We start from the raw sequence: 25,657 nt of genomic DNA, 5'->3' as shown, positions 1-25,657 counted from the left end.
GGGGCCTCCGTCGGCCGGGTCCGCGCGGTTGTCCGGGGCGCCGGACGGCTGAGATGGGCTCGGTGGGCTCGGTGGGCTCGGTGGGCTCGGCGGGCTCGGCCTCATGGGGCGGACGGGCTGGAGTCGGTCCGCAGGTGGGCGAGTACGCGTGCCGCCGCCTCCCGTACCGCTTCCCGTGCCGGACCGGTGTGGTCGGTCGTCTCGAAGCCGTGGTGTCCCGTCGGCAGCTCGATCACCTCGACGCGGGCCGCGGCCGGCTCGGCGGCTGCCAGGAACGCGTCCTGGGTGGCCGCGATCTCCGGCAGGTCGAGGCCGACCCTGGTCAGCACGAACGGCAGCTCGCCCGCCGAGCGCACCGCCCGCGCCGGCTGGAACCGGGAGTCGCCGAGCCCCCAGCTCGGCAGCGGCGCCAGGACCGGATACGTCGCCGCCACGCACCGCAGCCAGTCCGGCGGCGCCGCCAGCCAGTCCGCCGCGAGCAGTCCGCCGCCGGAGAAGAACCAGAGCGCGACCCGGTCCGCGTCCACCCGCGGATCGGCCCGTACGAGCGCGACCGCTGCGGCCACGTCCTCGGCGGCGCGCGGGTAGTCGGCCACGTCGTGCAGCCGGTGGTCGACGGTGGCCGCGACGACACCCTCCCCGGCCAGCAGGTGTGCGTACCCCACAGAGGCCGGCCAGTCGCGGGGCGTCGGCGGTACGCCTTCGGGCACCGGGCCGCCGTGCACGAGCAGGACGGCGGGGCGCGGCGCCCCCGATTCCGCCGCGTCCGGCGCGTACAGGTCCACGCGGCCCACCCGCTCGCGCGGCCGCTCCGGCAGGTCGAGGAGGAACGGGCGCAGGTGCGGGGGCGGCCCGCTCGGCGCCGTGAGCCGCTCACCCTCGCCCGCCGCGGCCCGCAGCAGCAGCCCGGCAAGCTCGTCGGGCGCGGACAGCATCGGCCAGTGCCCGGCGGCCAGTTCGAGGAAGCGCACCCGCGGCTCGGTCAGCGCGAGCAGCCGCGGCTCGCCGAGCCCGACCACCTGCTCCAGCACGGCGAGCGTCGAGCCGTTCGCCGTGCACAGCACCCCGGTCGAGGGCAGCGCGGCCACCTCCGGCGGGATTCGCACGGGCCGGGTCAGCGTGCCCGACGGCTGCGGCGCGGCACGGGTCACGAGCCGGTCGAGCGCCGCCCCTGGCACGTCGTCGAGGTGCCCCCAGTGCGACCAGCGCTCCCGGTCCGGCGGCGGGACGAGCGACGCCTTCCGGAGGTCGCCGACCGCCTTGCGTGCGTCCGGGTCGGGGATCAGCGCGAGCGCCGGGTCGCCGTCCTGGGCCGGTGCGGTGTCGACGTACACGATCCGCGCGACCCGGTCCGTACGGCGGGCGGCGGCCTCCAGGACCGGGTGGATGCCGTAGCAGTGGCCGACGAGGACGACGTCGGCGGGCAGCCGGTCGATGTGGCGCACGACGTCGTCGGTGTGGGTGCCGAGGTCGACCTCCCCGAGCTGCCCGACCTCCCCGAGCTCCCTGGCCTCCCCGAGCTCCCTGGCCTCCCCGAGCTCCCTGGCCTCCCCGAGCTCCCTGGCCTCCCCGACCTCCCCTGTGGGCGTGTCCCGTTGGGCCCGGTCCCGCATCCCTGTGAGCGTCACCGCGTGTGCCTCGGCCCCGGCCGCACGCAGCCGCTCGGCGACCTCCTGCCACACCCAGCCGCCGGTGTGCGCACCCGGAACCAGTACAAATGCCGTCATGCCCTTCTCCTCCTCAACCTCGTGTCCGCGCTCGCCGGTACCGTAGGAACTCCCCCTGAGGGAGGTTCAAGCCGTGTCGCTGTGGAGCATCGGGGAGCTCGCCGAGCGGGCGGGCGTCACCGTCAAGACCGTGCGGTTCTACTCCGACCGCGGGCTGCTGCCCGAGGCCGCGCGCAGCTCCGGCGGCCACCGGCGGTACGGCGCGGACGCGCTCGACCGGCTCCGTACGATCCGCGCGCTGCGCACCCTCGACCTGCCGCTGCCCGAGGTCGGGCGGGTCCTGGAAGGCCCGGACGCGGGCGGCGCCCTGGAGGACGCGGTCGCGGACCGGCTGCGCGGCATCGGCTCCCAACTGTCCGCGCTGCGCTGGCGGGAGGCCGCGCTGCGGCTGCTGCACGAGTGCCCGCCCGGTGAGCGCGCCGAACGGCTGCGCCTGGTCGGCGCGGTCACCGTCCCGCCGAGCACGGACGCGCTCGCCCGCTTCTGGCGCCGCTGGCTGCCGCCGCGGCTCCCCGCCGGGGTGCGGTCGGCGGTGGTCGAGCAGGCGGTGCCGCAGCTGCCCGAGGACCCGGCCCCGCACCAGGTCCTCGCCTTCGCGCGGCTGCACGCCTTCGTGACGGGCCCGTGCCCCGGCGACGCGGTCAGGGACGACTGCCAGCCGGCCGCCCACCGGGCCGCCGACGGTTTTCGTCCGGCCGTGCTCTACACCGCCCTCGGCGAGGCCTTCGCCTTCGCGGCGCCCGCGCTGAGGTCGGGGCAACCGCCGTGCGCGGGCGCGGAGTTGGACGCTTTTGTGGCGGCGTACGCTGCTGCGCAGGGCGTACGGGACACGCCTGCGTTCCGGCGCGGACTCAGCGCGGCCCTGGCGCAGGACCCTCGCATCGACGGCTACTGGCAGCTCGTGACCGCCCTCACGGGGCCGGGTGAGCCGAACCCTGGCACGGCACATGACTGGCTGAGCAGGGCGCTGGCGCAGGAGGTGGGCGCCCCCGCTCCGCCATCGCCGGACAGGATCTGGGGGGCGTCTCCCTAGCCCCTGCCCCGCCGCCGGAACAGCATCCGAGGCAGCGCCCCCGGCAAGGGGCCCCGCGTCGTCGCGGACGTGGCCGGCGGTGCGGCCGCCAGCGACCCGTCCGGCATGCCCGGGTCCACCGCACCCGGCTCCAGCCGCAGCACCCGGCATTCCCGGGCCCAGCGGTCCACCATGGCCTCGCCGTCCGGGGCGTTCAGCCGCTTGCCCTTGAGCTCGGCGACCGCCGCCTCCCACTCGGGCGAGCGCGGCGCCAGTTCGACGACCCGCGCCGTCCACGCGACGAGGCGGCCGCCCTTGTCCTTGCTGCGGACGGTGACCTCGGCGCTCGCACCGTCCGCGATGCCCGGCAGCGGCTGCTCGCCGGGGCCGTCGCCGATGACGTGGGCCGCGCCCTCGTGCCACACGTGCCACAGGGCGCGCGCGGGCTCGGTGCCGCGTACCCAGATCAGGCCCGACTTCTTCGTGGCTTCCTCGACGAGGGCCCGGTCGAGCAGCGGATCGGCGGCAGACGTGCGGGCGGCAGACGTGCGGGCGGCAGGCATACCTGCAGCTTAGCTACAGCCAGCCGTTGCGCTTGAGGGTGCGGTGGATCGCGAAGCAGACCACGCCGATGGCGACCATCACCGTCGGGTAGCCGTACTCCCACTTCGTCTCCGGCATGTGCTCGAAGTTCATGCCGTACACCCCGCAGATCATCGTGGGTACGGCGATGATGGCCGCCCACGACGTGATCTTGCGCATGTCCTCGTTCTGCGCGACGGTCGCCTGCGCGAGGTTGGCCTGCAGGATCGAGTTGAGCAGCTCGTCGAAGCCGATGACCTGCTCCTGCACGCGCGCGAGGTGGTCGGCGACATCGCGGAAGTACTTCTGGATGTCGGGGTCGACCAGGCGCATGGGCCGCTCGCTCAGCAGCTGCAGGGGGCGCAGGAGCGGGGAGACGGCGCGCTTGAACTCCAGCACCTCGCGCTTGAGTTGGTAGATCCGGCCGGCGTCCGTGCCGCGCGGGCTGCCCTTGCCGGGCTGCGAGAAGACGTCGATCTCGACCTCGTCGATGTCGTCCTGCACGGCGTCCGCGACCGCGATGTACCCGTCGACGACGTGGTCCGCGATGGCGTGCAGGACCGCCGACGGGCCCTTGGCAAGCAGCTCCGGGGCGTCCTGCAGCCGGTGCCGGAGCGCCCGCAGCGAGCCCTGGCCGCCGTGCCGCACGGTGATGAAGAAGTCCCGCCCGGTGAAGCACATCACCTCACCGGTCTCGACGACCTCGCTGGTCGCGGTGAGCTCGGCGTGCTCGACGTAGTGGATGGTCTTGAAGACGGTGAACAGCGTGTCGTCGTACCGCTCCAGCTTGGGGCGCTGGTGGGCGTGGACGGCGTCCTCGACGGCCAGCGGGTGGAGGCCGAACGCCCGGGCGATACCGGCGAATTCCTCCTCGGTCGGCTCGTGCAGCCCGATCCATGCGAAGCCCCCGTCGCGGCGGACGTCGAGCTTCGCCTCACGCGGCGTGAGCGGCTTCTCGCTGGGGACTCTCCGCCCGTCCCGGTAGACGGCGCAGTCCACGACCGCGCTCGCGGCGGTCGAGTCCCGGGTGGTCTCGTACGGGCTGCCGGGCGCGGCGTCCTTGCGGAGCTGGGGGCGGACGGCGGCACGGAGGTCACGGATCATCGACATGGCAGGCTCCTTCGCGGCGCGGCCGACGCGCGCGCGGGGTGGAACTGCCCGGAATGGGGACGTACGGCTCAAAGGTCACGTCCGCAAAGCGGGCGGCACCGGTCCGACGCGGTGGCGGCCTTCGCTCTGACACAGGTCAAGCTCGGATCAAGCTCGGTCCGGGGCTCGGATCCAGGGATCAGATCAAGGACTCAGATCGAGCGGGGGCGAAATGCCCTTCCGGGAAGCGTCCGCCGAGCGCGAGATGAGGTTGCCGTGAATTCGCGGTTTACCCGGCGTGTGCACGGGTACGGAAGCCTCGGTCGCTGGGCGCTGCTACCTGGCGGAAGAGCGGGTGGTACTGCACGGTCGACTTCGATCCATGTCAGCCCCACCTCCTCCGGCCGGTCCCCCGTGGGGGATGTCCCAACGCCGGGCCCCGGAACGCCTCTTGAGCGGGCGGTCCTCGTGCTGCCCTGGCCAGCGCCCAAGACTATCAGCCGACTGGAGTGTCAAGCCGCGGCTTTGCCGGTTCTCCATGAGTTCTGTTTCTCTATGAGTTCTATGCTCACGGCATGGCTGATGTTCTCGCTCTCGTCGAAGCCCGGCTGCGCAGCGCCCTGGGCGACCCGGACGCCCGCGCGGCCGTGACGTTCCTCGGCACGGACCGCATCGAGGTGCTGCGCTTCGTCGACGGCGACATCGTGAGATACGCCACGCTCGGCATGTCCGCCGCGCCGATGGCCGACCCGACGGCGGTCGTCGCGGACCAGACCCGCGGGCCGCGCGCCGAGCTGGTCCTCTCGGTGCGCGCGGGCGTCGCCGACACCGACAAGGCGCTCCGGCCGCTCGCCGTACTGGCCGCCTCGCCGCAGGTCGAGGGCCTGATCGTGGCCCCGGGCGCCTCGCTCGACGTGGGCGAACCGCTGTGGCCCGGCGCCCAGTTCACCTCGGTCCTGGTCGCCGAGCCGGGCGGCCTGGTGGAGGACCTGGACCTGGACGAGCCGATGGAGCCGGTCCGCTTCCTGCCGCTGCTTCCGATGACGCCCAACGAGGCGGCGTGGAAGCGCGTGCACGGCGCGGCGGCCCTGCAGGAGAAGTGGCTCACACACGGAACGGACCTGCGCGATCCGCTGCGCAGGTCCGTGTCCCTGGACTGAATTCCCGTACGGGGAAGGTCGGTTGGTGAAGTCGGCTAGTTGGCGTAGGCGGCTAGTTGGCGAAGACGGTGACCCCGTCCTCCGTACGGTGCTGGGGTTCCAGCTCGGCCGCCTCGTGCCGCAGCGAGGCCCGCCGTACCCAGACGATCCCGGCACCCACGACGGCCGCCACGGCCGCGACCACGAACGGGATGTGGATGTTCGTCCACTCCTCGATCTTCGGCGCGAGGAACGGCGCGGCCGCCGCGGCGAACCAGCGCACGAAGTTGTAGCCGGCGCTGGCCACCGGGCGCGGAGCGTCCGAGACGCCCAGCGCGAGCTCCGTGTAGACGGTGTTGTTGAGGCCGATGAACGCACCCGAGACGATCGTCCCGACGACGGCCGCCGTGTGGCTGCCGTACCCGAGGACGATCAGGTCGACGGCGAGCAGCAGCAGCGAACCGCCGAGCACCTTCAGCGAGCCGAACCGCTTCTGCAGCCGCGGCGCGACCAGGACCGAGAACACCGCGAGCAGCACGCCCCAGGCGAAGAAGACGGCGCCCGAGCGGTACGGCGACATGTTCAGGACGAACGGCGTGAACGCCAGCACCGTGAAGAACGCGTAGTTGTAGAAGAACGCCGAGGCCGCGGCCGAGGCGAGACCGCCGTGGCCGAGCGCCTTGAGCGGGTCGAGGAGCGAGGTCTTGCGCGCGGGCTTCGGCTGCTCCTTGAGGAACGCGGTGATCGCGATGAAGCCGACGGCCATCAGGGCGGCGGTGCCGAAGAACGGGTAGCGCCAGCTGGCGTCGCCGAGCACCGCGCCGACCAGCGGGCCGCAGGCCATGCCGAGGCCGAGCGCCGACTCGTACAGCAGGATCGCCGCGGCGCTGCCGCCGGCCGCCGCGCCGACGATCACGGCGAGCGAGGTCGACACGAAGAGCGCGTTGCCGAGCCCCCAGCCCGCCCGGAACCCGACGAGCTCGCCGACCGAGTCCGACGTACCGGACAGGGCGGCGAAGACCACCACGACCGCGAGCCCGGCGAGCAGGGTCTTCTTGCCGCCGATCCGGCTGGACACGAACCCCGTCACGAGCATCGCGACCGCGGTGATCAGGAAGTACGAGGTGAACAGGAGCGAGACCTGGCTCGGTGTGGCCTGCAGGCCCTTGGCGATCGACGGCAGGATCGGGTCGACCAGGCCGATGCCCATGAAGGCGACGACGGAGGCGCCGGCGGTGGCCCAGACCGCGCCGGGCTGGCGCAGGATGCTGACCGAGCCCTCGTTCAGCGGATCGTTCCCTGTCGGGCCGTTCGGGCCGCTGTTGCTGCTTCGCATGCCCTCTCCCTCACTGCTTTCGCTGTGTGTCTGAGTGGTTGATGTCTACATATAGTAAGTTAGACAAGCTAATTAATGCAAGCTACATCTAAATTTTCGGCCCGCCCCGACCTCTCTCCGCACTCCGACGGGTGATCGCTCCTTGACGCGGCGACGGCTGCGGAGGACCGTTGAACGCTATGAGGGGCGAACCCAGTTGCCCGAAGTGCGGTGGCCGGGTCAGGGCTCCCGGTCTCTTCGCCGATACGTGGCAGTGCGACGCGCACGGCGCCGTGCATCCGCTGCAGCCCGTGGTCCCGCCGAGCGTCGAGGCGCTCGGCGTCGTGCTGCACCGCACCCAGGTGCCCGTCTGGATGCCGTGGCCGCTGCCCATCGGCTGGCTCTTCACCGGGGTCGCGTGCGCGGGGGACGACCGCAGCGGCGGCCGCGCCACCGCCGTCGCCTGCTCCGGGCCTGGACCGCTCGGCGGCGTCGGCGAGCTGGTGCTGGTCGCGGAGGAGCTGGGCGTCGGCCTCGGCGCGCGGTACGCGGGCATCGACGGCCCCGACCCCGGCCCGTACCTGAGCGTCGAGAAACCCCCGCAGGCCAAGGTGCTCGCGGCCGGCCGGCCCACCCCGCTGTGGCACGTCTCCGGCACCCCGGACGACCGCGCCGTCTTCGCCGGCGAGGCCTTCGGGCTGTGGCTGTGGGCCGTGGTCTGGCCCGAGCAGTCCGGCCTGCTGATGTACGACGAGCTGGTCCTGACCGACCTGCGGGAGGCGGGCGCCGGGGTGGAGCTGCTGCCGTGCGGGGCGCTGTCGCCGCGGCTGATCGCGCGCTGAGCCGCGGCTGATCGCGCGCTGAACCGCGGCTGATCGCGCGCTGAACCGGCGGGCGAGGGTCCGCCCGGGGCCCGTTATCCTGGAGCGTCCCCCTTGAGTCCCGTGAGTCTCGTCAGTGGGTCCCGTGAGTCCCGTGGGTCCCGTCAGTGAGTCCCGTGGGTCCCGTGGGTCCCGTGAATCCGTGAGTCCCGTCAGAGCCTGGAGTACGCGTCGTGCGCATCGACCTGCACACCCACTCCACCGCGTCCGACGGCACGGACACCCCGGCCGAGCTGGTCCTGGGCGCGGCCGCCGCCGGGCTCGACGTGGTCGCGCTGACCGACCACGACACCACCCGCGGCCACGCCGCAGCCACCGCCGCCCTCCCCGAGGGCCTGACGCTGATCACCGGCGCCGAGCTGTCCTGCCGCCTCGACGGCACCCCGCTGCACATGCTCGCGTACCTCTTCGACCCCGAGGAGCCGGAGCTCCTTCGCGAGCGCGAGCTGGTCCGGGACGACCGGGTGCCGCGCGCCCGCGGCATGGTCGGCAAGCTCCAGGAGCTGGGCGTCCCGGTCACCTGGGAGCAGGTCGCGCGGATCGCCGGGGACGGCTCGGTCGGGCGGCCGCACATCGCCGAGGCTCTGGTCGAGCTGGGTGTGGTGGGTACGGTCTCCGACGCGTTCACGCCCGAGTGGATCGCCAACGACGGCCGTGCGTACGTGGAGAAGCACGAGCTGGACCCCTTCGAGGCGATCCGGCTGGTCAAGGCCGCGGGCGGGGTCACCGTCTTCGCGCACCCGCTGGCGGTCAAGCGCGGTGAGTGCGTGCCCGAGTCCGCCGTCGCGGAGCTCGCCGCGGCCGGTCTGGACGGCATCGAGGCCGACCACATGGACCACGACCCGGCCACCCGCACCAGGCTGCACGGCCTCGCCGCCGACCTCGGTCTGCTCGCCACCGGCTCCAGCGACTACCACGGCAGCCGCAAGACCTGCGTACTCGGCGAGTTCACTACGGACCCCGAGATCTACGGCGAGATCACCCGCCGGGCGACCGGGGCGTTCCCGGTGCCGGGCGCCGGGGGAGCGCGCGGGGCGCGCGGGGCGCGCTCCTAACTCCCGTACCGCCGTGGCCGGTTCGGGGCCGCGGGCCCTGAACCTCTTTCACGTTCACCTTTCACGTTCGCCTTTCACGTTCACTCTTCCCGTTCATTTTCACGCTCACTTCTCTGCAAGGCTCACTGTGTTCGACGTTGCCGTCTTTGGATCCCTTTTTCTCACCCTTTTTGTCATCATGGACCCGCCCGGGATCACCCCGATCTTCCTCGGGCTCACCGCGGGCCGCCCCGCCAAGATGCAGCGGAGGATGGCCTTCCAGGCCGTGTGCGTGGCCTTCGGCGTGATCGCGCTCTTCGGTGTGGTCGGCCACCAGATCCTGGACTACCTGCATGTCTCCGTGCCCGCGCTGATGATCGCGGGCGGTCTGCTGCTCCTCCTGGTCGCCCTGGACCTGCTCACCGGCAAGACGGACGAGCCGAAGCAGACCAAGGACGTCAATGTCGCCCTCGTACCGCTCGGGATGCCGCTGCTCGCCGGGCCCGGTGCGATCGTCGCGGTGATCCTCGCGGTGCAGGACGCGGACGGGGTCGGCGGGCAGCTGTCGGTGTGGAGCGCGATCGTCGCCATGCATGTGGTGCTGTGGCTGGTCATGCGGTACTCGCTGGTGATCATCCGCGTGATCAAGGACGGCGGTGTGGTCCTGGTGACGCGGCTCGCGGGCATGATGCTCTCGGCGATCGCCGTGCAGCAGATCATCAACGGGGTCCGGCAGGTCGTCCAGGGCGCCTGAGACACGCGAAGACCTCCCCCTCTCGTACACGCGAAGGCCCCCGCGCGAAGCTCGCGCGGGGGCCTTCGAAGCTGTGCGGCGCTACGGAGCCGCAGTTGCTGCGGCGTTACGAAGCCGCGGATTCGGCCGGGCGGATCAGGATGCGCTGGCCGATCGAGGCGGCCTGCTGCACGATCCGGTTGACGGAGGCGGCGTCCACGACGGTGCTGTCCACGGCGGTGCCGTCGACGTCGTCAAGGCGCATGATTTCGAAGCGCATAGGGCTTCTCCCTTCGTCTGGTCATCCTCCTGCAGGAGAACTACTTGTGCGAGACGGTCACCGTTGGCGGCGCTCGTCCCGCTGTGCGGCCGGGCGGTTGCCCGGCCGTCGAGAACTGGTCACACGGCGTCCTCACCGCGCTTCCACAGGGTCCAACGACTTGCCCCGTGCAAACATTCCCTACGCTAAAGAAAATTTTCGACGAGCTAAGTATTCGCAGGTGGAGCGACCGTTCGTACGCGCTGCGTGACCGTCCGCCGGTCCGCTCAGGCGGCCTGCTCGTCCCAGAAGGTGATCAGTGCCGAGGCCGTCCCCGCCGGGCGGTCCGTGTTGGGGGAATGGTCCGCGCCCTCGACGATCGTGCGGCGCGCCGAAAGCCGCTCGGCCATCGCGTCGAGCAGCGGCACCGGCCAGGTGTCGTCGTGGTCGCCCGACAGCACATGCACCGGCAGCCGCAGCGCCGCCAGCTCGTCCACCCGGTCCGGCTCGGCCCTCAACTGCTGCCCCGTGGCCGCGAGTTGGGCCGGGCTGTGGCGAAGCCAGCGCGCCCGCAGGGCGCCGTCGCCGTCGCCCGGGTCGGCCTCCTCCGGCGGTTCCAGCGACTGCATGGCCTCCCACACCTGCGCCATGTCCAGCACAGCGAGCCCGTCCTGCAGCAGCTTCACGCGCTCCTGCTGGGACGGGGAGATCTGCGCGGGCCCCGAGGCCATCAGCGTCAGCGACGCGAACGGCGCCGGGTCCAGGAGCACGGCGGCCCGCGCGATCTGTCCGCCGAGCGAGTGCCCGAGCAGATGCACCGGCCCGCCAAGCGCCTCCACCTGCGCCAGTACGTCACGCGCCAACTCGCCCTGGGCGTAAGGGGACGGGTCGTCCAAGGGGCCGTCCGACTCGTACTGTCCGCGGCCGTCGACCGCGACCGCGCGGTAGCCCGCGGTGGCGATCGGGGCGAGCAGCGCGACGAAGTCCTCCTTGCTGCCGGTGAACCCGGGCAGCAGCACGACCGTGCCCTTGGGCGCCGCGCCTTGCGGTGCGAGGTCGTGCACGGCGAACTCGCCGCGCGCGGTGGCCAGCTGGTACGCCCTGGTGCCGGGCGGCGGTGTGAACGTAGGAGGCCTGCTCATGCGACGAGGCTAGCCGCTGGGCGGGCCGGGGGCCCTGGCCCGGTATGCGCGCACACACACCGGCCCGGCTCCCGCGAGGGGAACCGGGCCGGTCGGTGTGCTGTCGGGCGGTCAGTCCTCGGTGGACTCGGCCGTGGGCTTCGCCGCCCGGGTGCGGCGGCGGCGCGGCTTGGCCTCGGCTTCGGCGGCCTCCGCGGCGACCGGCGCTTCGGCGGCCTTGCGCGTACGGCGGCGGGGCTTGGCCTCCGGGTCGGCCGGCTCCGACACCGCCTCCGGAGCGACGGCGGCTTCGGCCGTCTTCCGGGTGCGGCGACGCGGCTTGACCTCGGCGGCCTCGGCCTCGGCCTCGGCCGCGGGGGCTTCGGTGGCCTTGCGGGTGCGGCGGCGGGGCTTGGGCTCGGGCGTTTCCGTGCCTTCGGCCGTGTCCACGGCGGCCTCCGCGGGGGCGGTGGCCTTGCGCGTACGGCGGCGGGGCTTGGGCTCGGGCGTTTCCGTGCCCTCGGCCGTGTCCACGGCGGCCTCCGCGGGGGCGGTGGCCTCCGCGGTGGCGCCCGCGCGGGTGCGGCGACGGCGGCGCGGGGTGCGCGGCTTGTCCTCCGTGAGCGTGTCCGCGTCTGTGGCCGTGGCCGTGGCCTCCGCCGCGGGAGCCTCGGTGGCTGCCTCGGCGTCCACCGGCGCACCGCCGCGCGTGCGGCGGCGCTGACGCGGCGTACGGGTGCGCTTGGGGCGCTCCTCCTCCGCCTCGCGGCGGCCACCGCCACGACCGCCGCGGCCACCGCGGCCACCGGTCTCGCCCAGGTCCTCGATCTCCTCGGCACGGAGCCCGGCGCGCGTGCGCTCGGCACGCGGAAGCACACCCTTGGTGCCTTCGGGGATGCCCAGCTCCTCGTACAGGTGCGGGGACGTCGAGTACGTCTCGACCGGGTCGTTGAAGCCCAGGTCGAGGGCCTTGTTGATGAGCTGCCAGCGCGGGATGTCGTCCCAGTCGACCAGCGTGATCGCCGTACCCGAGGCGCCCGCGCGGCCGGTGCGGCCGATGCGGTGCAGATACGTCTTTTCGTCTTCCGGCGACTGGTAGTTGATGACGTGCGTCACACCCTCGACGTCGATGCCGCGCGCCGCGACGTCGGTGCAGACCAGCACGTCCACCTTGCCGTTGCGGAACGCGCGCAGCGCCTGCTCGCGGGCGCCCTGGCCGAGGTCGCCGTGGACCGCGCCGGAGGCGAAGCCGCGGCGCTCCAGCTGCTCGGCGATGTCGGCGGCGGTGCGCTTCGTACGGCAGAAGATCATCGCGAGCCCGCGGCCGTCGGCCTGCAGGATGCGGGCGACCATCTCCGGCTTGTCCATGGAGTGCGCGCGGTACACGCGCTGCGTGATGTTCGCCACGGTCGCGCCCTCGTCGTCCGGGGACGTGGCCCGGATGTGCGTGGGCTGCGACATGTAGCGACGGGCCAGGCCGATGACCGCGCCCGGCATCGTCGCGGAGAAGAGCATGGTCTGGCGCTTCACCGGCAGCATGTTGATGATCTTCTCGACGTCGGGCAGGAAGCCCAGGTCGAGCATCTCGTCGGCCTCGTCGAGGACGAGCGCGCGCACGTGCTTGAGGTTCAGCTTCTTCTGGCCTGCGAGGTCGAGGAGGCGGCCGGGGGTGCCGACGACGACGTCGACGCCCTTCTTCAGGGCCTCGACCTGCGGTTCGTAGGCACGGCCGCCGTATATGGCGAGGACGCGGACGTTGCGCACCTTGCCTGCGGTCTGCAGGTCGTTGGTGACCTGCTGGCACAGCTCACGGGTGGGGACGACGACCAGGGCCTGCGGGGCGTCGGTGAGCTTCTCGGGTTCGGCGCGGCCGGCCTCGACGTCGACGGGGACGGTGACGCGCTCCAGGAGCGGGAGACCGAAGCCGAGCGTCTTGCCGGTGCCGGTCTTGGCCTGGCCGATGACGTCGGAGCCGGAGAGCGCTACGGGGAGCGTCTGCTCCTGGATGGGGAAGGGGGACGTGATGCCGACGGCCTCAAGGGCTTCGGCGGTCTCGGGAAGGATCCCGAGCTCTCGGAACGTAGTCAGGGTGCTGCCTCTTCTGTGAGACGCGGCGCGAGGCGAACGCTGGGGGTCGTGACCGAGCCGGGGTGTGCATCCGGCCGCCGAATCGCGAGGCCGGGTGGCATACGGGACCACTGCCGTCGCTCAAGCATCACGCCGCTGAGGGCCCCTCCTGCGTACGCACTGCATGCGCACGGCCCGGAGGGCTGTCGGGTCGGAGCCGATCGGGCCACCGACCGGGCATCCTCATACGGATGTCCCGCCGATTTGCACTGCATACTCGGCGGGCGCAATATCACTGTACCCCGGATTCGCGCAGGCGTGTCGGCCGAATTGCTCACACAAAGGCCCCCGCACGGATTGACCAGGGGCTTCCCTGTTCGGGTCGGCGGGCTATTGTGCGCCCCATGGAGACGCCTGACAACGCCAAGGACGCTGCCGCCGCAGCGGACTCCGCCGCCGAAGCCGCCGAAGCCGCCGAGACCCGCACCGGCATCGCAGCCCAGGACTGGCCCACGGCCGCCGCCGAGCCGACCTACCGCGCCGCCGTCGTCGACCTGCTCGGCGCCCTCGCGTACGGCGAACTCGCGGCGTTCGAGCGGCTGGCGGAGGACGCGAAGCTCGCGCCGACGCTGTCCGACAAGGCCGAGCTGGCGAAGATGGCGTCGGCCGAGTTCCACCACTTCGAGCAGTTGCGGGGCCGGCTCGCGGAGATCGGCGCCGATCCGGCCGAGGCCATGGAGCCGTTCGTCGCCGCCCTCGACGGCTTCCACCGCCAGACGGCGCCGTCGGACTGGCTGGAGGGTCTGGTCAAGGCGTACGTGGGCGACTCGATCGCGAGCGACTTCTACCGTGAGGTCGCGGCCCGCCTCGACTCCGACACCCGCAGCCTGGTCCTCGCCGTCCTCGACGACACCGGGCACGCGAGCTTCGCGGTGGAGAAGGTGCGCGCGGCGATCGAGGCCGACCCGCGTGTGGGCGGGCGGCTCGCGCTGTGGGCGCGGCGGCTGATGGGCGAGGCCCTGTCGCAGTCCCAGCGCGTGGTCGCGGACCGGGACGCGCTGTCGACGATGCTGGTCGGAGGCGTGGCCGACGGGTTCGACCTCGCGGAGGTGGGCCGGATGTTCTCCCGGATCACGGAGGCGCACACGAAGCGGATGGCGGCGCTGGGCCTGGCGGCGTAGGTGTTCTTACGGGGGTGTCCGGCGCCGTCGACTCGGGCACCGTCTCGGGCGCCGTCTCGGGCGCTCCGCCCCCGCACCCCCGTCCCTCTGCCCGCCGAGATTCGGGTGCGGCGCCGTCGTGGCTGGTCGCGCGGTTCCCCGCGCCCCTTTCAGGGCGCGGCCCCCGGAGGGAGAAGTCGCTACGCCGCCGAGGTCGGCCGGGCCGCACGCCTCGGCTGGGGGCGCAGGAGCAGCGACAGCAAGGCCGTCGCCAGGGTCGCCGCGCCGAACAGCACCGCCGGCACATGGCCGGCCCCGAGCGCCGAATGCGTGATGAAGGCGCCGAGCAGGGCGCTCGCGACGCCCGTGGCGAAGACGAGGTTCCGGGCCGGGAGCCGGTGGGCGAGCCGGTGGTCGGCGGCCCAGGCGAGGGCCAGACCGAGCAGTACGGAGCCGAGCGTCTCCCAGATCATGTGTCCTCCCACGCGGGCCGGGTGCCATCGGTCGTAGCCCGTACTACCCGAGGCGGCCGGAATGCAATCCTCCGCCGCCGGGGACAGCGAGCCGGGGACAGCGAGCCGGGGACAGCGAGCCGGGGACAGCAAGCCGGGAACAGCAAGCCGGGGACGGCAAAGGGCGCGGCCCGATGGGGGTGTCCCACCGGGCCGCGCCCTTCACTTCCTGCTGTGCTCGCCCGCGTGCTCAGAGAGCGCTGAAGCCCACCTTGCGCGCGGTCGGCTCGCCGAGCTCGACGTACGCGAGCTTGCCGGCCGGAACCAGGACCTTGCGGCCGTGGTCGTCCACGAGAGTGAGCAGCTCGGTCTTGCCGCTCAGCGCCTCGGCCACCGCCTTCTCGACTTCCTCGGCGGTCTGGGCGCTCTCCAGAACGATCTCGCGGGGCGCGTACTGCACGCCGATCTTGACCTCCACGGCTTTGTCCCTCCGACGGTCAGTGTGTGCGCGGCCGTCCGCGCCGTACTCCGCACACATTAGCCCGGTGAGGGGACCGGCAAGCCGTGCAGCTGCACGCTGGCAGCGAACACGGCCGCTCCGGCAGCGAACACGGCCGCCCGCCGGGGCCCGCCGGGCGGTCAGTGCTGCGCCTGCTCCGCGCCGTGCATCGGGAAGCCCGCGATGCCGCGCCAGGCGAGCGAGGTGAGCAGCTCGACCGCCTTGTCGCGGTCGACCTTGCTGTCGCTGGAGAGCCAGTAGCGCGCGACCACCTGGGAGAGGCCGCCGAGGCCGACGCCGAGCAGCATCGCCTCGTCCTTGGGCAGCCCGGTGTCCTCGGCGATCACCTCGCCGAACGCCTCCGCGCACTCCAGGGTGACCTTCTCGACGCGCTCGCGGACCGCGGGCTCGTTCGTCAGGTCGGATTCGAAGACCAGCCGGAAGGCGCCGCCCTCGTCCTGGACGTAGCTGAAGTACGCGTCCATCGTCGCGGCGACCCGGAGCTTGTTGTCCGTGGTGGACGCCAGGGCCGTGCGGATGGACTGCAGCAGGGCGTCGCAGTGCTGGTCGAGCAGTGCGAGGTAGAGGTCGAGCTTGCCCGGGAAGTGCTGGTAGAGGACGGGCTTGCTGACGCCGGCCCGTTCCGCGATGTCGTCCATCGCCGCCGCGTGGTACCCCTGCGCGACGAAGACCTCCTGGGCCGCGCCGAGAAGTTGGTTGCGGCGGGCCCGGCGCGGCAGGCGCGTGCCCCGCGGGCGCGCCGCATCTGTCTGCTCGATGGCTGTCACGCCGCCTCCCATGTCATTGAGCACGGCCCTGACGCATCCGAGAGCCGTTACGTGTGCGGTGTGCTGCCGCGCCGCCATCGTACTTTTCGGTAACCGTCGTGTGCGCCGTGCGGACCGAGAATTTCACGGAGCGGACAGGGAACAAGATTCCTCTTAGGGCGATAAAGGCGCCTATCCCGGACCCGGTGGGCAGGGTCGGTCTGCCCGCGTGGCGGGGCCGGTGCGCGGGCCGGTGAGGGCGCGGTCGGCGCAGGTCAGCGGTAGTCGTCCTCGTCCAGGCCGACGACGCGGGCCTGTTCCGCGGCGTCCGCCGGGTTCGCGGTGGCGGGGTCGTAGTGGGGGAGCGGCTCGTCGTGCTCCTGGCGGAGCTCGGTGTGCTGCTCGGCGGCGTCGGCTTCCGGCGTCTCCTCGTCGAGGACGGCCACGGACTCTTCCGGATCAAAGGTCTCGGGGTCGCTCGGGTCGACAGTCATGCTGGCTCCCCTTTCCGGTGCGGGCGCCCTCCACACGAGGGGGCGGCCCGCTCTCTCTATGAGCCTAGGAGAGTCCCTTTCCTGGCGCTATGCGGTCCAGCCAGTGGGTATGGACGAGTACGGACGGGTGCGGACGGGTGCGGAAGGGTGCGGACGGGTGCAGACGGGTGCGGCGTGGCCGCGCGGGTGGTCGTACGCGCGGGTGCGCGGTGAGCGCCGGCCGGGGTGTGACGGCGAACACGTGATCCCACGCGTGATCGTCTCGTAACATTGCCCTCATGTCGTCGACCGAGCTGCCGGGAGCCCTCGCCACCGCGGTGACCCCCGTGACGCTGCCCGTCCGCGTCGCCGAGGGGGAGCGGCTGAGTTCGGTGACCCTGCCGGGGCTCACGCTGTCCGTCCGGACCCGCCCGGAGGTCGCGGAGGGCCTGCCGCCCGCGCTGTACGTCCACGGGCTCGGCGGGTCGTCCCAGAACTGGTCGGACCTGATGCCGCTGCTCGCGGACGTGGTGGACGGCGAGGCGGTCGACCTGCCGGGCTTCGGCGACTCCCCGCCGCCCGACGACGGCGACTACTCGGTGACCGGGCACGCGCGCGCGGTCATCCGCCTGCTCGACGCCTCCGAGCGCGGGCCCGTGCACCTCTTCGGCAACTCCATGGGCGGGGCCGTCGCCACCCGCGTAGCGGCCGTACGGCCGGATCTGGTGCGGACGCTTACGCTGATCTCGCCCGCCCTGCCCGAGCTGCGCGTGCAGCGCACGGCGATGCCGACCGGGCTGCTCGCGGTGCCCGGTGTGGCCCGGCTGTTCGCGCGGCTCACCAGGGACTGGACGCCCGAGCAGCGCACCCGCGGCGTGCTCGGGCTCTGCTACGGCGACCCCGGGCGGGTCACCGCCGAGGGCTTCGAGAACGCGGTGCACGAGATGGAGCGCAGGCTCCAACTCCCTTATTTCTGGGACGCGATGGCGCGCTCGGCCCGTGGCATCGTGGACGCGTACACGCTCGGCGGGCAGCACAACCTGTGGCGGCAGGCCGAGCGGGTTCTCGCGCCGACCCTGCTCGTCTACGGTGGACGGGACCTGCTGGTGTCGTACCGCATGGCGCAGAAGGCGGCGCGGTCCTTCCGGGACTCCCGGCTGCTGACCCTGCCGGACGCGGGCCACGTGGCGATGATGGAGTATCCGGACACGGTGGCCGCGGCCTTCCGCGAACTGCTCGCGGAGTACGACGCCACGGACGCCGCGGACGGTGCGGACGGTGCGGAGGACGACGCCGCACACGACTCGACTTCGGGAAGCTGAGGGGGCGCGTGGGACGGCACTCACGGCGCGGTCGCGCCGAGAAGCCCGACACGGGGGCCATGCCCGTCGCGCAGCCCGCGCCGGGCACCGGGGCCGGGCGCCGTCGGCGCAGCGCACAGGCTCAGGCGGAAGCTCAGGCGCAGGCCCAGGCGGAAGCCCAGGCTCAGGCCCAGGCGCAAGCCCAGGCTCAGGCGGAAGCTCAGGCCCAGCCCCCCGCTGCGCGCGGCAAAGGTGCTCGCCCAGCGCCGTCGGAGGGGCCGCGCCCGCACCCCGAGCACCGTGAACAGGGCGGCGCCTGGGGCGACTTGGGCGCCGGGGCGTATGTGACATCGGACCCCTCCCAGGCCCACGCGCAGTCCCGCGTGCCCGGGCCGCGGCGCGAGTACGTCGCGGCCTTCGACGGCCTCGACCCGCAGGGCCCGGCGCACGGCCCGGAGCACGACCCGGACGATGTGTTCGCCGCCGGCGCCCCGCCCCGGCGGCCCACGGACCCGGACGACCCGTACGGCCCCGACGGCGACCCGGACCCCGAGGACGAGGCGCTGCGCGCCGAACAGGCCGACGCCGTACGGGAGAAGGGCCACCGGGGCCGCACCGTCACCGGGATCGCCGCGGCCGCCGTGACGACCGTGCTCGCGGCGGTCGTCGCCTTCCAGGTCGCCCTGGGTGAGGGCGGAGACGCGCGCGCCGGGGCCGTCGACGCGGGCGAGGTGCGCGAGCAGGCGGAGTCCGCGTCCCGGTCCCACGCGGAGCGTCCGGCACCGGCCGAGCCGACCGCCGAGCCGGAGCCGGAGACGTACGAGCAGAAGATGGGCAAGAAGTACCCGCTGGACCCCGAACTGAAGGCGAGCGGCAAGTTCGAGGCGATCGGCGGGCTCGACAAGGCGCCCGGCACCGGGGAGAAGATCCGGTACCGCGTGGACGTCGAGAAGGGGCTCGACCTCGACGGGAAGCTGTTCGCGCAGGCCGTGCAGAAGACCCTGAACGACGAACGGAGCTGGGCGCACGGCGGCGCCCGCACCTTCGAGCGGGTGTCCAGCGGCGAGACCGACTTCGTGATCACGCTCGCCAGCCCCGGCACGACCGACGTGTGGTGCGCCAAGTCCGGCCTCGACACCAGCGTCGACACCGTCTCCTGCGACTCCGCCGCCACCGAGCGCATCATGGTCAACGCCTACCGCTGGGCGCAGGGCGCGAAGACGTACGGCGACGCCATCCACGCGTACCGGCAGATGCTCATCAACCACGAAGTGGGCCACCGGCTCGGCTTCAACCATGAGATGTGCAGCAAGGACGGGGCGCTCGCGCCGGTCATGCAGCAGCAGACCAAGTTCCTTGAGTACAACGGCTTCAAGTGCCGTCCCAACGCCTGGGCCTACCCCGGGAATTGACGCTCCGTAACCGCGGGCTAGCCTAGCGCAACAGAACGCCACCCGCGCGCGAAAGTTACGACCGTTCACCCCTTTTGGTGGCGCGGCGGACGACTGTCCATCGTGTCGCCGTCGTCCCCGCGTACGTTCGTCCCGCTGCGGGCCGACCGAGCAACGGCGGCCCCCCAGAAGGAAGATCGGGGGTGTACTCGTGCGCATCGGACTGCTCACGGAGGGTGGCTATCCGTATGTGACCGGTGAGGCCAGGCTCTGGTGCGACCGGCTCGTGCGCGGGCTCGGGCAGCACGCGTTCGAGGTGTTCGCCCTCACCCGCAGCGCCGAACAGGAGCAGCAGGGCTGGACCGAACTCCCGCCCCAGGTCCACCGGGTGCGCACCGCGCCACTCTGGAACGCCGACGACGGCTCCGGCCGGGGCGGCTCCGGCCGGGGCGGCCACGGCCGGGGCGGTCACGACTCGCCGGGCGGAGGCGTGCGCTACGGCCGCAGGCAGCGGCGCCGCTTCGCCGCGCACTACGGCGAGCTGGCCGCCGCGATCAGCACGGGCGCCGTGGGCGCCGTGGGCGACGGATCGGCTTCGGCTTCGGCCGAAGTGGCGGACCGTTTCGCCAACGCCCTCTACGGGCTCGCCGAACTCGCCCGCGACGAGGGCGGACTCGCCCTCGCGCTGCGCTCCGAGACCGCCGTGCGCGCCCTGGAGCGCGCCTGCCGCGCCCCCGGCGCGACGCGCGCCGCGCACGACGCCCGCGTCCCCGATCTCCTCGCCGTCGCCGCACAGGTGGAGCAGGCCCTGCGGCCGCTCTCCCTCGACTGGTACGAGGACGAGGAGGGCGGCCTCGGCTCCGTCGACCTCTGCCACGCCGCCTCCGGCGGCTGCGCGGCCCTGCCCGGACTGCTCGCCCGGCACTTCTTCGGGGTGCCGCTGCTCGTCACCGAGTACGGCGTGCAGCTGCGCGCGCACTACCTCGCGGGCGCCGGGGCGCGGGCGGATGCTCCCGCGCCCGCGGCCGGTGCGTCCGCCCGTGCGCTGGTCGCCGCCTTCCACGGCCGGCTCGCCGGCGAGGTGTACCGGCAGGCCGCGCTCATTACCCCCGGCAACACGCACGCCCGCCGCTGGCAGGAGAAGTGCGGCGCCGAGCGGGCCAAGCTGCGCACCGTCTACCCGGGCATGGCGGCCGGCCGGTTCGCCGAGGTCGGCGAGGCCGGGGCGGACCAGGCGGACCCCGGCACCCTTCTCTGGGTGGGCCGGATCGAGCCCGCCAAGGACCTGGTCGGGCTGTTGCACGCCTTCGCCGAGGTGCGCAAGGAGGAGCCGAATGCGCGGCTGCGGATCGTCGGCGCACCGGCGCACGGCGAGGAGTGCGACCTGTATCTCGCGCACTGCCGCGCGCTGGCCGCCCAGCTCTTCCCGGACGAGGCGGACGGCGTGCACGCGGTCGGCGACAACCCGGTCTCCTTCGAGGAGTTGGGCGGCCCGGAGGCGCCCGAGCTCGCGGACGCGTACGCGGCGGGCAGCGTCGTCGTGCTGTCCAGCGTGGTCGAGGGCTTCCCGGTCGGTCTGGTCGAGGCGATGTTCTGCGGGCGGGCCACCGTGTCCACCGACGCGGGCGCGGTCGTGGAGGTCATCGGCGGTACGGGGCTCGTGGTCCCGCCGCGCAACCCCAAGGCGCTCGCCGACGCGTGCGTGGCGCTGCTGCGCGACCCCGAGCGCCGTGAGCGCCTGGGCGCGGCCGCCCGCGCGCGGGCGCTCGAACTCTTCACCGTGGAGCAGAACATCGCCGCCTTCCACGCGCTCTATCTGGAGATCGTCTCGCACTGCCCCGTACGCAGGGACGTCGTCGACGAGGACGGCGATCCGCTGCCCTTCGCCAACCCCGCGGAGACGCACGTGGCGGGCCGCTGGTCCACCGCGCCCGGCACGGACGGCGCGGCCGGGCCGCGGTTCGGCCAGTGGCTCGCCGCGCGCAAGGGGGCGCGCGGCGGGCCGAGTTGGGCGAGCGCGGAGACGGGCGCGGAGACGGGCGCGGAGACGGGCCCGGAGGAGGTCACGGAGGGCGGTGCGGAGAAGGGCCCGGAAGGTGCCGAGGGCACCGCTCCGGTCGGTGCGGTGGCCGCCGCCGCGGTCAGTGAGGGGGAGGCATGAGCGATCACCGTAAGGGCGTGAGCGACGCGCCGGTCACGCCGGGGAGCCCGGGCAGCTGGGACGCGCGCTCGGCGGCGGCGCTCGCGGCCGCATCGAAGGCCTGCGCCGAACCCGCGCGCCCCGGCCCCGTGCCCGCGCGCCCCGCGCGCCCCGCCCTCCGTGCGCCAGGGGAGGGGCAGGCATGAGCAACTCCCCCACGGGCGTGGGCGACGCGGCGCCAGAAGGCGCGGCGGGCGCGTCCGCGCCGCCCCGGCGCAAGCCCGTCCGGCGTGGCCCCGTCGACCCCGTCAAGGCGCTGCTCCACCGGCACCGCGAGCTCTGCGCACGCGCCGTCGACCCGCTGGAGATCGCCGCCGGCCTGGAGGCGCACGGCGTCACCGACCGGACCGCCGCGCGCTACCGGCACCGGGACGTGTTCTCGCTCGCCGAGGAGATGTACGCGCGCGTGCCGCGCGACGAGCGGCCCTCCGCCGTACACGCGGCGCCCGCCGCCCCGGCCGTCCGGCGCCCGCCTCGCGCCCACACCCTGCTGGCGCTGCTGCCCCCTGCGGTGGGCGGCGCGACCGTCGCCGCGTACGAACTCACCAGCGGGCACGGCCGGTTGGCCGCGTTACTCGTCGGCGGGCCGGCGCTCGCCGTCGCGCTGCGGATCGCCCTGCCCCGCGGTCCGCTGCGGGCGCGCGGCGGTGCGGTGCCGGGCACGCGCGCGTGGAGCGTGTTTCTGCTCCTGTACGCCCTGTTCGGCGACGGGCTCCTCAGCGCCGCCCTCGCCGGCGGGCCCGACGCGCCCTGGCCGCCGGACACCGGCGCGCTGCTCGGCCTGGCCCTCGCCTACGCGCCCGCCGTCTGGTGCGCCCGACTGTTCGCCGTGGGGGCGCGGCGGCGGCTCGGGCAGAGCCGGGGTCTGGAGGAGTTCGCGGCCGGCGCGCGCCCGCTGCTCCTCGCCGTCGTCGCCCTGTACGCGGCGTTCGCCGTCGGGCTGCTCGTCCTCACCGGACGGCTCGGCGGCCAGGCCCAGCCGGCCTTCGGGGCCGCGCTGCTCGCCGTACTGCTGCTGCTCGCCCGGCTGCTCACCGCGTACGGCTTCCGGGTCGTGCCGGGGGTCGTGCTCGGCGGGGTGTGCGCCCTCGAAGGGTTCGCCGTCGCCGCCGTGTTCGGGGCGCGGCTGCCGGGCTGCGGGTGGCTCGCCGTGCCCGTCGAGACGGTGGGCGCCGGGGCCGTCCCGGTGTTCGCCTGCGGGGCCGGGGCCGTCGTCCTGCTCGTCGCCGCGGCCCGACGGCTGACCCGCGCCTCCGCGCATGCGGGCGTACCGGGAGAAACCGGATGACCGCCGCCCCACCGACCTGTCCGAGTGCTCCCGCGTGACCGACCCCGCGTGACCGACCCCGCGGGACCCACCGTGTGCACCACCTCGTGCAACACCCTGAAGGAGAACACCAGATGACCACCCTCGCTCACCGAGCTTCCGTCCCTGGGGGCGCCCGATGAGGGTGCTGCTCCTCGGAGCCAACGGATTCCTCGGCCGCTACGTCGCCGACCGGCTGCTCGCCGACCCCGCCGTCCAGCTCACCGCGCTCGGCCGCGGGGACGACGCGGACGTCCGCTTCGACCTCGCCACCGGCAGCCCGGGCGCCCTCGCCCGGTTCCTGGACGCGGTCCACCCCGGCGTCGTCGTCAACTGCTCCGGCGCCACCCGCGGCGGCGCCCGCGAGCTCACCCGGCACAACACCGTGGCCGTCGCCACCGTCTGCGAGGCGCTGCGCCGCAGCGGCTGCGGGGCGCGGCTCGTCCAGCTGGGCTGCGCCGCCGAGTACGGGCCCAGCCAGCCGGGCTCGTCCACCGCGGAGGACGCCGCGCCCCGGCCCGGCGGCCCGTACGGCGTGAGCAAGCTCGCCGCGACCGAGCTGGTCCTCGGCTCCGGCCTCGACGCGGTCGTGCTGCGGGTGTTCTCGCCCGCCGGGCCCGGCACCCCGCCCGCGACGCCGCTCGGCCGGCTCGCCGAGGCGATGCGGCGGGCCATGCAGTCCGGCGACGGCGAGCTGAAGCTGGCCGGCCTGGGCGTGCAGCGGGACTTCGTCGACGTACGGGATGTGGCGCGGGCCGTGCACGCCGCGTCCCTGTCCGCCGCGCAGGGCGTCGTCAACATCGGCTCGGGCCGGGCGGTCCGGCTGCGCGACGCGGCGGCCGTCCTCGCCCGGGTCGCCGGGTACGGCGGCGCCCTGCACGAGCTGGACGGCGGGCCCGGCGGCCGCCCGGCCATCGGGCACCCGCGGCCCGACCCGGACCACGCGATGCCGGCCGTCTACCCGTACCCGGACGGTTGCGGCAGCTGGCAGCAGGCCGATGTGCGCACCGCGCGCGACCGGCTCGGCTGGCGGCCGCGGATCAACCTCGAAGAGTCACTCGCCGACATCTGGATGGAGGCGGCATGCCGCATCTGACCTCCCGGACGGGTCCCGCGCACGCCCTCGCCGGCGCCACCATGGGCCTCGGCGTGCCCGGCTACGCCCACCCGCTGCTCGCGCCCGTCGAGTGGGCCGAGCTGAGCCGCCCCGACACCCCGCTGCACTGGGTCGTCCTGAACGTCGCCAACGGCCCCGGCGCCCGGCCCGACCCGCACTGCCTGGAGGCCGCCGGGCGCCTCGGCAACGCCGGCGTACGGGTCCTCGGCCACCTGGACCTCGGCCACGGCGCCCGCACCTTCGGCGAGCTGGTCTCGGACGCGCACCGCTACCTCGACTGGTACCGGATCGACGGCTTCCTGCTGCACCGCGCCCCCACCGAGCGCAGCGCCCTGCCCGAGACCCGGCGCATCGCGGAGACGCTCAGGGCGCTGCTGTCCGACGCGCACCTGGTGTTCGGGCACGGCACGCACCCGTATCCGGGATACGCGGAGGCGGCCGACCAGCTGATCACGTTCTCCGGGCCGTGGGCGGACTACCGCTGGTCGCAGGTGGCCGAGTGGACCGCCGAGTATCCGCCCGAGCGCTTCTGCCACCTGGTGCACGGCGTGCCCGGCGGTCACCTGGAGGAGGCGCTGCGGGTGGCCCGCTGGCAGGGCGCGGGCACGATCTGGTTCACGGACCGCACCGACCGGCACGGCACGGTCGACCCCTTCGGGGCGCTGCCCGGGTACTGGGACAATATTGTCTCGCGTATCGGACGCAGTGTCTCGGAATGAAGAAGGGTGTGGCAGCGTTACGGAAAGAACACCTGTTCCGCATTACCGATCTACGGAGTTCCCGTGTCGCTGCCACCCCTGGTCGAGCCAGCTGCTGAGCTCACCGTCGACGAGGTCCGCAGGTACTCCCGCCACCTGATCATCCCGGACGTCGGGATGGACGGGCAGAAGCGGCTGAAGAACGCCAAGGTGCTCTGTGTGGGCGCCGGCGGCCTGGGTTCGCCCGCGCTGATGTACCTGGCCGCGGCGGGCGTCGGCACGCTCGGCATCGTGGAGTTCGACGAGGTCGACGAGTCGAACCTGCAGCGCCAGATCATCCACAGCCAGGCGGACATCGGCCGCTCGAAGGCGGAGTCCGCGAAGGACTCGGTCCTCGGCATCAACCCGTACGTGAAGGTGAACCTCCACCAGGAGCGGCTTGAGGCCGACAACGTGATGGAGCTGTTCGCCCAGTACGACCTGATCGTCGACGGCACCGACAACTTCGCCACGCGCTACCTGGTGAACGACGCCTGCGTGCTGCTGAACAAGCCGTACGTCTGGGGTTCGATCTACCGCTTCGACGGCCAGGCGTCCGTGTTCTGGTCCGAGCACGGCCCCTGCTACCGCTGCCTCTACCCGGAGCCCCCGCCGCCCGGCATGGTTCCGTCCTGCGCCGAGGGCGGCGTGCTCGGCGTGCTCTGCGCGTCGATCGGCTCCATCCAGGTCAACGAGGCCATCAAGCTGCTCGCCGGCATCGGCGACCCGCTGGTCGGCCGCCTGATGATCTACGACGCCCTGGAGATGCAGTACCGCCAGGTGAAGGTCCGCAAGGACCCGGACTGCGCGGTCTGCGGCGAGAACCCCACGGTCACCGAGCTCATCGACTACGAGGCGTTCTGCGGCGTCGTCTCCGACGAGGCCCAGGAGGCCGCACTCGGCTCCACGATCACTCCGAAGCAGCTCAAGGAGTGGATCGACGCGGACGAGAAGATCGAGATCATCGACGTCCGTGAGCAGAACGAGTACGAGATCGTCTCGATTCCCGGCGCCAAGTTGATCCCCAAGAACGAGTTCCTGATGGGCAACGCCCTGCAGGACATGCCGCAGGACAAGAAGATCGTCTTGCACTGCAAGACGGGTGTCCGCAGTGCGGAAGTCCTCGCGGTGCTGAAGTCGGCCGGGTTCGCGGACGCGGTCCATGTGGGCGGCGGCGTGATCGGCTGGGTCAACCAGATCGAGCCGTCGAAGCCGGTGTACTGAGGCTTCTTACGTGGGGCGATCGGCGCCGTCGGCCCAGGCACCGTCGATCGCCCTGCGGGCTCGTCCTCAAT

Annotated in this window: 25 protein-coding genes; 14 read left to right on the top strand and 11 right to left on the bottom strand. The window is 73.3% G+C overall.

Annotated features, from left to right (window positions below):
* Window positions 1–101 precede the first annotated feature (101 nt).
* Entirely contained in the window at window positions 102–1,727 is a 1,626-nt protein-coding gene (locus QIS99_RS24220) for an alpha/beta hydrolase (RefSeq protein ID WP_282515738.1), read from the bottom strand.
* A gap of 79 nt (window positions 1,728–1,806) precedes the next feature.
* Here QIS99_RS24220 and QIS99_RS24215 point away from each other — a divergent pair, with 79 nt between their 5' ends.
* Complete coding sequence (locus QIS99_RS24215; RefSeq protein WP_282515766.1) at window positions 1,807–2,760, top strand: helix-turn-helix domain-containing protein; 954 nt, start codon at window positions 1,807–1,809, stop codon at window positions 2,758–2,760.
* On the opposite strand, the gene QIS99_RS24210 is transcribed toward QIS99_RS24215, so the two are convergent.
* Both QIS99_RS24210 and QIS99_RS24205 read right to left on the bottom strand, forming a co-directional pair.
* The gene (locus QIS99_RS24210) at window positions 2,757–3,302 is read right to left on the bottom strand and encodes a hypothetical protein (protein WP_282515737.1); all 546 of its coding nucleotides are present in this window, start codon (window positions 3,300–3,302) and stop codon (window positions 2,757–2,759) included. The genes QIS99_RS24215 and QIS99_RS24210 overlap by 4 nt on opposite strands.
* A gap of 13 nt (window positions 3,303–3,315) precedes the next feature.
* Window positions 3,316–4,431 carry a magnesium and cobalt transport protein CorA gene (locus QIS99_RS24205; RefSeq protein WP_282515736.1) on the bottom strand — a complete coding sequence of 372 codons (1,116 nt, stop codon included), beginning with the start codon at window positions 4,429–4,431 and terminating at the stop codon, window positions 3,316–3,318.
* Window positions 4,432–4,985: 554 nt separating this feature from the next.
* On the opposite strand from QIS99_RS24205, the gene QIS99_RS24200 reads away from it, so the two are divergent.
* On the top strand, window positions 4,986–5,570 hold the full coding sequence (locus QIS99_RS24200; RefSeq protein WP_282515735.1) for a suppressor of fused domain protein: 585 nt from the start codon (window positions 4,986–4,988) through the stop codon (window positions 5,568–5,570).
* Between the two features lie 52 nt (window positions 5,571–5,622).
* Here QIS99_RS24200 and QIS99_RS24195 read toward each other — a convergent pair whose 3' ends face one another.
* A complete protein-coding gene (locus QIS99_RS24195; RefSeq protein WP_282515734.1) occupies window positions 5,623–6,885 on the bottom strand; it encodes an MFS transporter in 1,263 nt (420 codons plus the stop codon).
* 179 nt (window positions 6,886–7,064) lie between these two features.
* Between QIS99_RS24195 and QIS99_RS24190 the strand changes: the two genes are divergently transcribed.
* From QIS99_RS24190 to QIS99_RS24180, 3 genes are all read left to right on the top strand, one after another.
* Window positions 7,065–7,706 carry a DUF6758 family protein gene (locus tag QIS99_RS24190; RefSeq protein ID WP_282515733.1) on the top strand — a complete coding sequence of 214 codons (642 nt, stop codon included), beginning with the start codon at window positions 7,065–7,067 and terminating at the stop codon, window positions 7,704–7,706.
* A 212-nt stretch (window positions 7,707–7,918) separates the two neighbouring features.
* Window positions 7,919–8,800, top strand: a complete 882-nt coding sequence (locus tag QIS99_RS24185) for a PHP domain-containing protein (protein WP_282515732.1) — start codon at window positions 7,919–7,921, stop codon at window positions 8,798–8,800.
* Window positions 8,801–8,927: 127 nt separating this feature from the next.
* Window positions 8,928–9,533, top strand: coding sequence for a MarC family protein (locus QIS99_RS24180; RefSeq protein WP_282515731.1), 606 nt, complete (start codon window positions 8,928–8,930; stop codon window positions 9,531–9,533).
* 106 nt (window positions 9,534–9,639) lie between these two features.
* On the opposite strand, the gene QIS99_RS24175 is transcribed toward QIS99_RS24180, so the two are convergent.
* From QIS99_RS24175 to QIS99_RS24165, 3 genes are all read right to left on the bottom strand, one after another.
* Window positions 9,640–9,792, bottom strand: a complete 153-nt coding sequence (locus QIS99_RS24175) for a hypothetical protein (protein ID WP_282515730.1) — start codon at window positions 9,790–9,792, stop codon at window positions 9,640–9,642.
* Window positions 9,793–10,058: 266 nt separating this feature from the next.
* Window positions 10,059–10,913: an alpha/beta fold hydrolase gene (locus tag QIS99_RS24170; RefSeq protein ID WP_282515729.1), complete on the bottom strand. Its 855-nt coding sequence runs from the start codon at window positions 10,911–10,913 to the stop codon at window positions 10,059–10,061.
* Between the two features lie 111 nt (window positions 10,914–11,024).
* A complete protein-coding gene (locus QIS99_RS24165) occupies window positions 11,025–12,980 on the bottom strand; it encodes a DEAD/DEAH box helicase (RefSeq protein WP_456316502.1) in 1,956 nt (651 codons plus the stop codon).
* Between the two features lie 383 nt (window positions 12,981–13,363).
* On the opposite strand from QIS99_RS24165, the gene QIS99_RS24160 reads away from it, so the two are divergent.
* Entirely contained in the window at window positions 13,364–14,140 is a 777-nt protein-coding gene (locus QIS99_RS24160; RefSeq protein WP_282515727.1) for a ferritin-like fold-containing protein, read from the top strand.
* Between the two features lie 179 nt (window positions 14,141–14,319).
* Here the strand turns inward: QIS99_RS24160 and QIS99_RS24155 are convergent, their stop codons facing one another.
* From QIS99_RS24155 to QIS99_RS24140, 4 genes are all read right to left on the bottom strand, one after another.
* The gene (locus QIS99_RS24155; RefSeq protein ID WP_282515726.1) at window positions 14,320–14,592 is read right to left on the bottom strand and encodes a hypothetical protein; all 273 of its coding nucleotides are present in this window, start codon (window positions 14,590–14,592) and stop codon (window positions 14,320–14,322) included.
* Between the two features lie 229 nt (window positions 14,593–14,821).
* The gene (locus QIS99_RS24150; protein WP_282515725.1) at window positions 14,822–15,049 is read right to left on the bottom strand and encodes a DUF3107 domain-containing protein; all 228 of its coding nucleotides are present in this window, start codon (window positions 15,047–15,049) and stop codon (window positions 14,822–14,824) included.
* A gap of 161 nt (window positions 15,050–15,210) precedes the next feature.
* Window positions 15,211–15,858 carry a TetR/AcrR family transcriptional regulator gene (locus tag QIS99_RS24145; protein WP_282515724.1) on the bottom strand — a complete coding sequence of 216 codons (648 nt, stop codon included), beginning with the start codon at window positions 15,856–15,858 and terminating at the stop codon, window positions 15,211–15,213.
* A 254-nt stretch (window positions 15,859–16,112) separates the two neighbouring features.
* The gene (locus QIS99_RS24140) at window positions 16,113–16,331 is read right to left on the bottom strand and encodes a hypothetical protein (RefSeq protein WP_282515723.1); all 219 of its coding nucleotides are present in this window, start codon (window positions 16,329–16,331) and stop codon (window positions 16,113–16,115) included.
* A gap of 278 nt (window positions 16,332–16,609) precedes the next feature.
* Between QIS99_RS24140 and QIS99_RS24135 the strand changes: the two genes are divergently transcribed.
* From QIS99_RS24135 to moeZ, 8 genes are all read left to right on the top strand, one after another.
* A complete protein-coding gene (locus QIS99_RS24135) occupies window positions 16,610–17,632 on the top strand; it encodes an alpha/beta fold hydrolase (protein ID WP_282515722.1) in 1,023 nt (340 codons plus the stop codon).
* 8 nt (window positions 17,633–17,640) lie between these two features.
* The gene (locus QIS99_RS24130; protein WP_282515721.1) at window positions 17,641–19,023 is read left to right on the top strand and encodes a DUF3152 domain-containing protein; all 1,383 of its coding nucleotides are present in this window, start codon (window positions 17,641–17,643) and stop codon (window positions 19,021–19,023) included.
* 190 nt (window positions 19,024–19,213) lie between these two features.
* Entirely contained in the window at window positions 19,214–21,163 is a 1,950-nt protein-coding gene (locus QIS99_RS24125; RefSeq protein WP_282515720.1) for a DUF3492 domain-containing protein, read from the top strand.
* Window positions 21,160–21,348: a hypothetical protein gene (locus tag QIS99_RS24120; RefSeq protein WP_282515719.1), complete on the top strand. Its 189-nt coding sequence runs from the start codon at window positions 21,160–21,162 to the stop codon at window positions 21,346–21,348. Before QIS99_RS24125 ends, QIS99_RS24120 begins: the two co-directional genes overlap by 4 nt.
* Window positions 21,345–22,490: a hypothetical protein gene (locus QIS99_RS24115; protein WP_282515718.1), complete on the top strand. Its 1,146-nt coding sequence runs from the start codon at window positions 21,345–21,347 to the stop codon at window positions 22,488–22,490. Before QIS99_RS24120 ends, QIS99_RS24115 begins: the two co-directional genes overlap by 4 nt.
* Before the next feature lie 157 nt (window positions 22,491–22,647).
* The gene (locus QIS99_RS24110; protein WP_282515717.1) at window positions 22,648–23,604 is read left to right on the top strand and encodes an NAD-dependent epimerase/dehydratase family protein; all 957 of its coding nucleotides are present in this window, start codon (window positions 22,648–22,650) and stop codon (window positions 23,602–23,604) included.
* Window positions 23,592–24,344: a spherulation-specific family 4 protein gene (locus QIS99_RS24105; RefSeq protein ID WP_282515716.1), complete on the top strand. Its 753-nt coding sequence runs from the start codon at window positions 23,592–23,594 to the stop codon at window positions 24,342–24,344. Before QIS99_RS24110 ends, QIS99_RS24105 begins: the two co-directional genes overlap by 13 nt.
* Before the next feature lie 63 nt (window positions 24,345–24,407).
* Window positions 24,408–25,586 (top strand): adenylyltransferase/sulfurtransferase MoeZ, encoded by a 1,179-nt coding sequence (gene moeZ / locus QIS99_RS24100; RefSeq protein WP_282515715.1) that lies wholly within the window; start codon window positions 24,408–24,410, stop codon window positions 25,584–25,586.
* Window positions 25,587–25,657 lie beyond the last annotated feature (71 nt).

Source organism: Streptomyces solicavernae (genome assembly GCF_029968095.1).
GTDB lineage: Bacteria > Actinomycetota > Actinomycetes > Streptomycetales > Streptomycetaceae > Streptomyces > Streptomyces solicavernae.
The sequence above is the reverse complement of the archived record's forward strand: the minus strand, read 5'-3'. Positions and strand labels throughout refer to the sequence as shown.

Coding starts and splice junctions, on each gene's coding strand:
- QIS99_RS24205 (WP_282515736.1), bottom strand. CDS start 4,431: ATGTCGATGATCCGTGACCTCCGTGCCGCCGTCCGCCCCCAGCTCCGC.
- QIS99_RS24140 (WP_282515723.1), bottom strand. CDS start 16,331: ATGACTGTCGACCCGAGCGACCCCGAGACCTTTGATCCGGAAGAGTCC.
- QIS99_RS24105 (WP_282515716.1), top strand. CDS start 23,592: ATGCCGCATCTGACCTCCCGGACGGGTCCCGCGCACGCCCTCGCCGGC.
- QIS99_RS24170 (WP_282515729.1), bottom strand. CDS start 10,913: ATGAGCAGGCCTCCTACGTTCACACCGCCGCCCGGCACCAGGGCGTAC.
- QIS99_RS24210 (WP_282515737.1), bottom strand. CDS start 3,302: ATGCCTGCCGCCCGCACGTCTGCCGCCCGCACGTCTGCCGCCGATCCG.
- QIS99_RS24115 (WP_282515718.1), top strand. CDS start 21,345: ATGAGCAACTCCCCCACGGGCGTGGGCGACGCGGCGCCAGAAGGCGCG.
- QIS99_RS24120 (WP_282515719.1), top strand. CDS start 21,160: ATGAGCGATCACCGTAAGGGCGTGAGCGACGCGCCGGTCACGCCGGGG.
- QIS99_RS24200 (WP_282515735.1), top strand. CDS start 4,986: ATGGCTGATGTTCTCGCTCTCGTCGAAGCCCGGCTGCGCAGCGCCCTG.
- QIS99_RS24195 (WP_282515734.1), bottom strand. CDS start 6,885: ATGCGAAGCAGCAACAGCGGCCCGAACGGCCCGACAGGGAACGATCCG.
- QIS99_RS24175 (WP_282515730.1), bottom strand. CDS start 9,792: ATGCGCTTCGAAATCATGCGCCTTGACGACGTCGACGGCACCGCCGTG.
- QIS99_RS24135 (WP_282515722.1), top strand. CDS start 16,610: ATGTCGTCGACCGAGCTGCCGGGAGCCCTCGCCACCGCGGTGACCCCC.
- QIS99_RS24190 (WP_282515733.1), top strand. CDS start 7,065: ATGAGGGGCGAACCCAGTTGCCCGAAGTGCGGTGGCCGGGTCAGGGCT.
- QIS99_RS24110 (WP_282515717.1), top strand. CDS start 22,648: ATGAGGGTGCTGCTCCTCGGAGCCAACGGATTCCTCGGCCGCTACGTC.
- QIS99_RS24160 (WP_282515727.1), top strand. CDS start 13,364: ATGGAGACGCCTGACAACGCCAAGGACGCTGCCGCCGCAGCGGACTCC.
- QIS99_RS24220 (WP_282515738.1), bottom strand. CDS start 1,727: ATGACGGCATTTGTACTGGTTCCGGGTGCGCACACCGGCGGCTGGGTG.
- QIS99_RS24155 (WP_282515726.1), bottom strand. CDS start 14,592: ATGATCTGGGAGACGCTCGGCTCCGTACTGCTCGGTCTGGCCCTCGCC.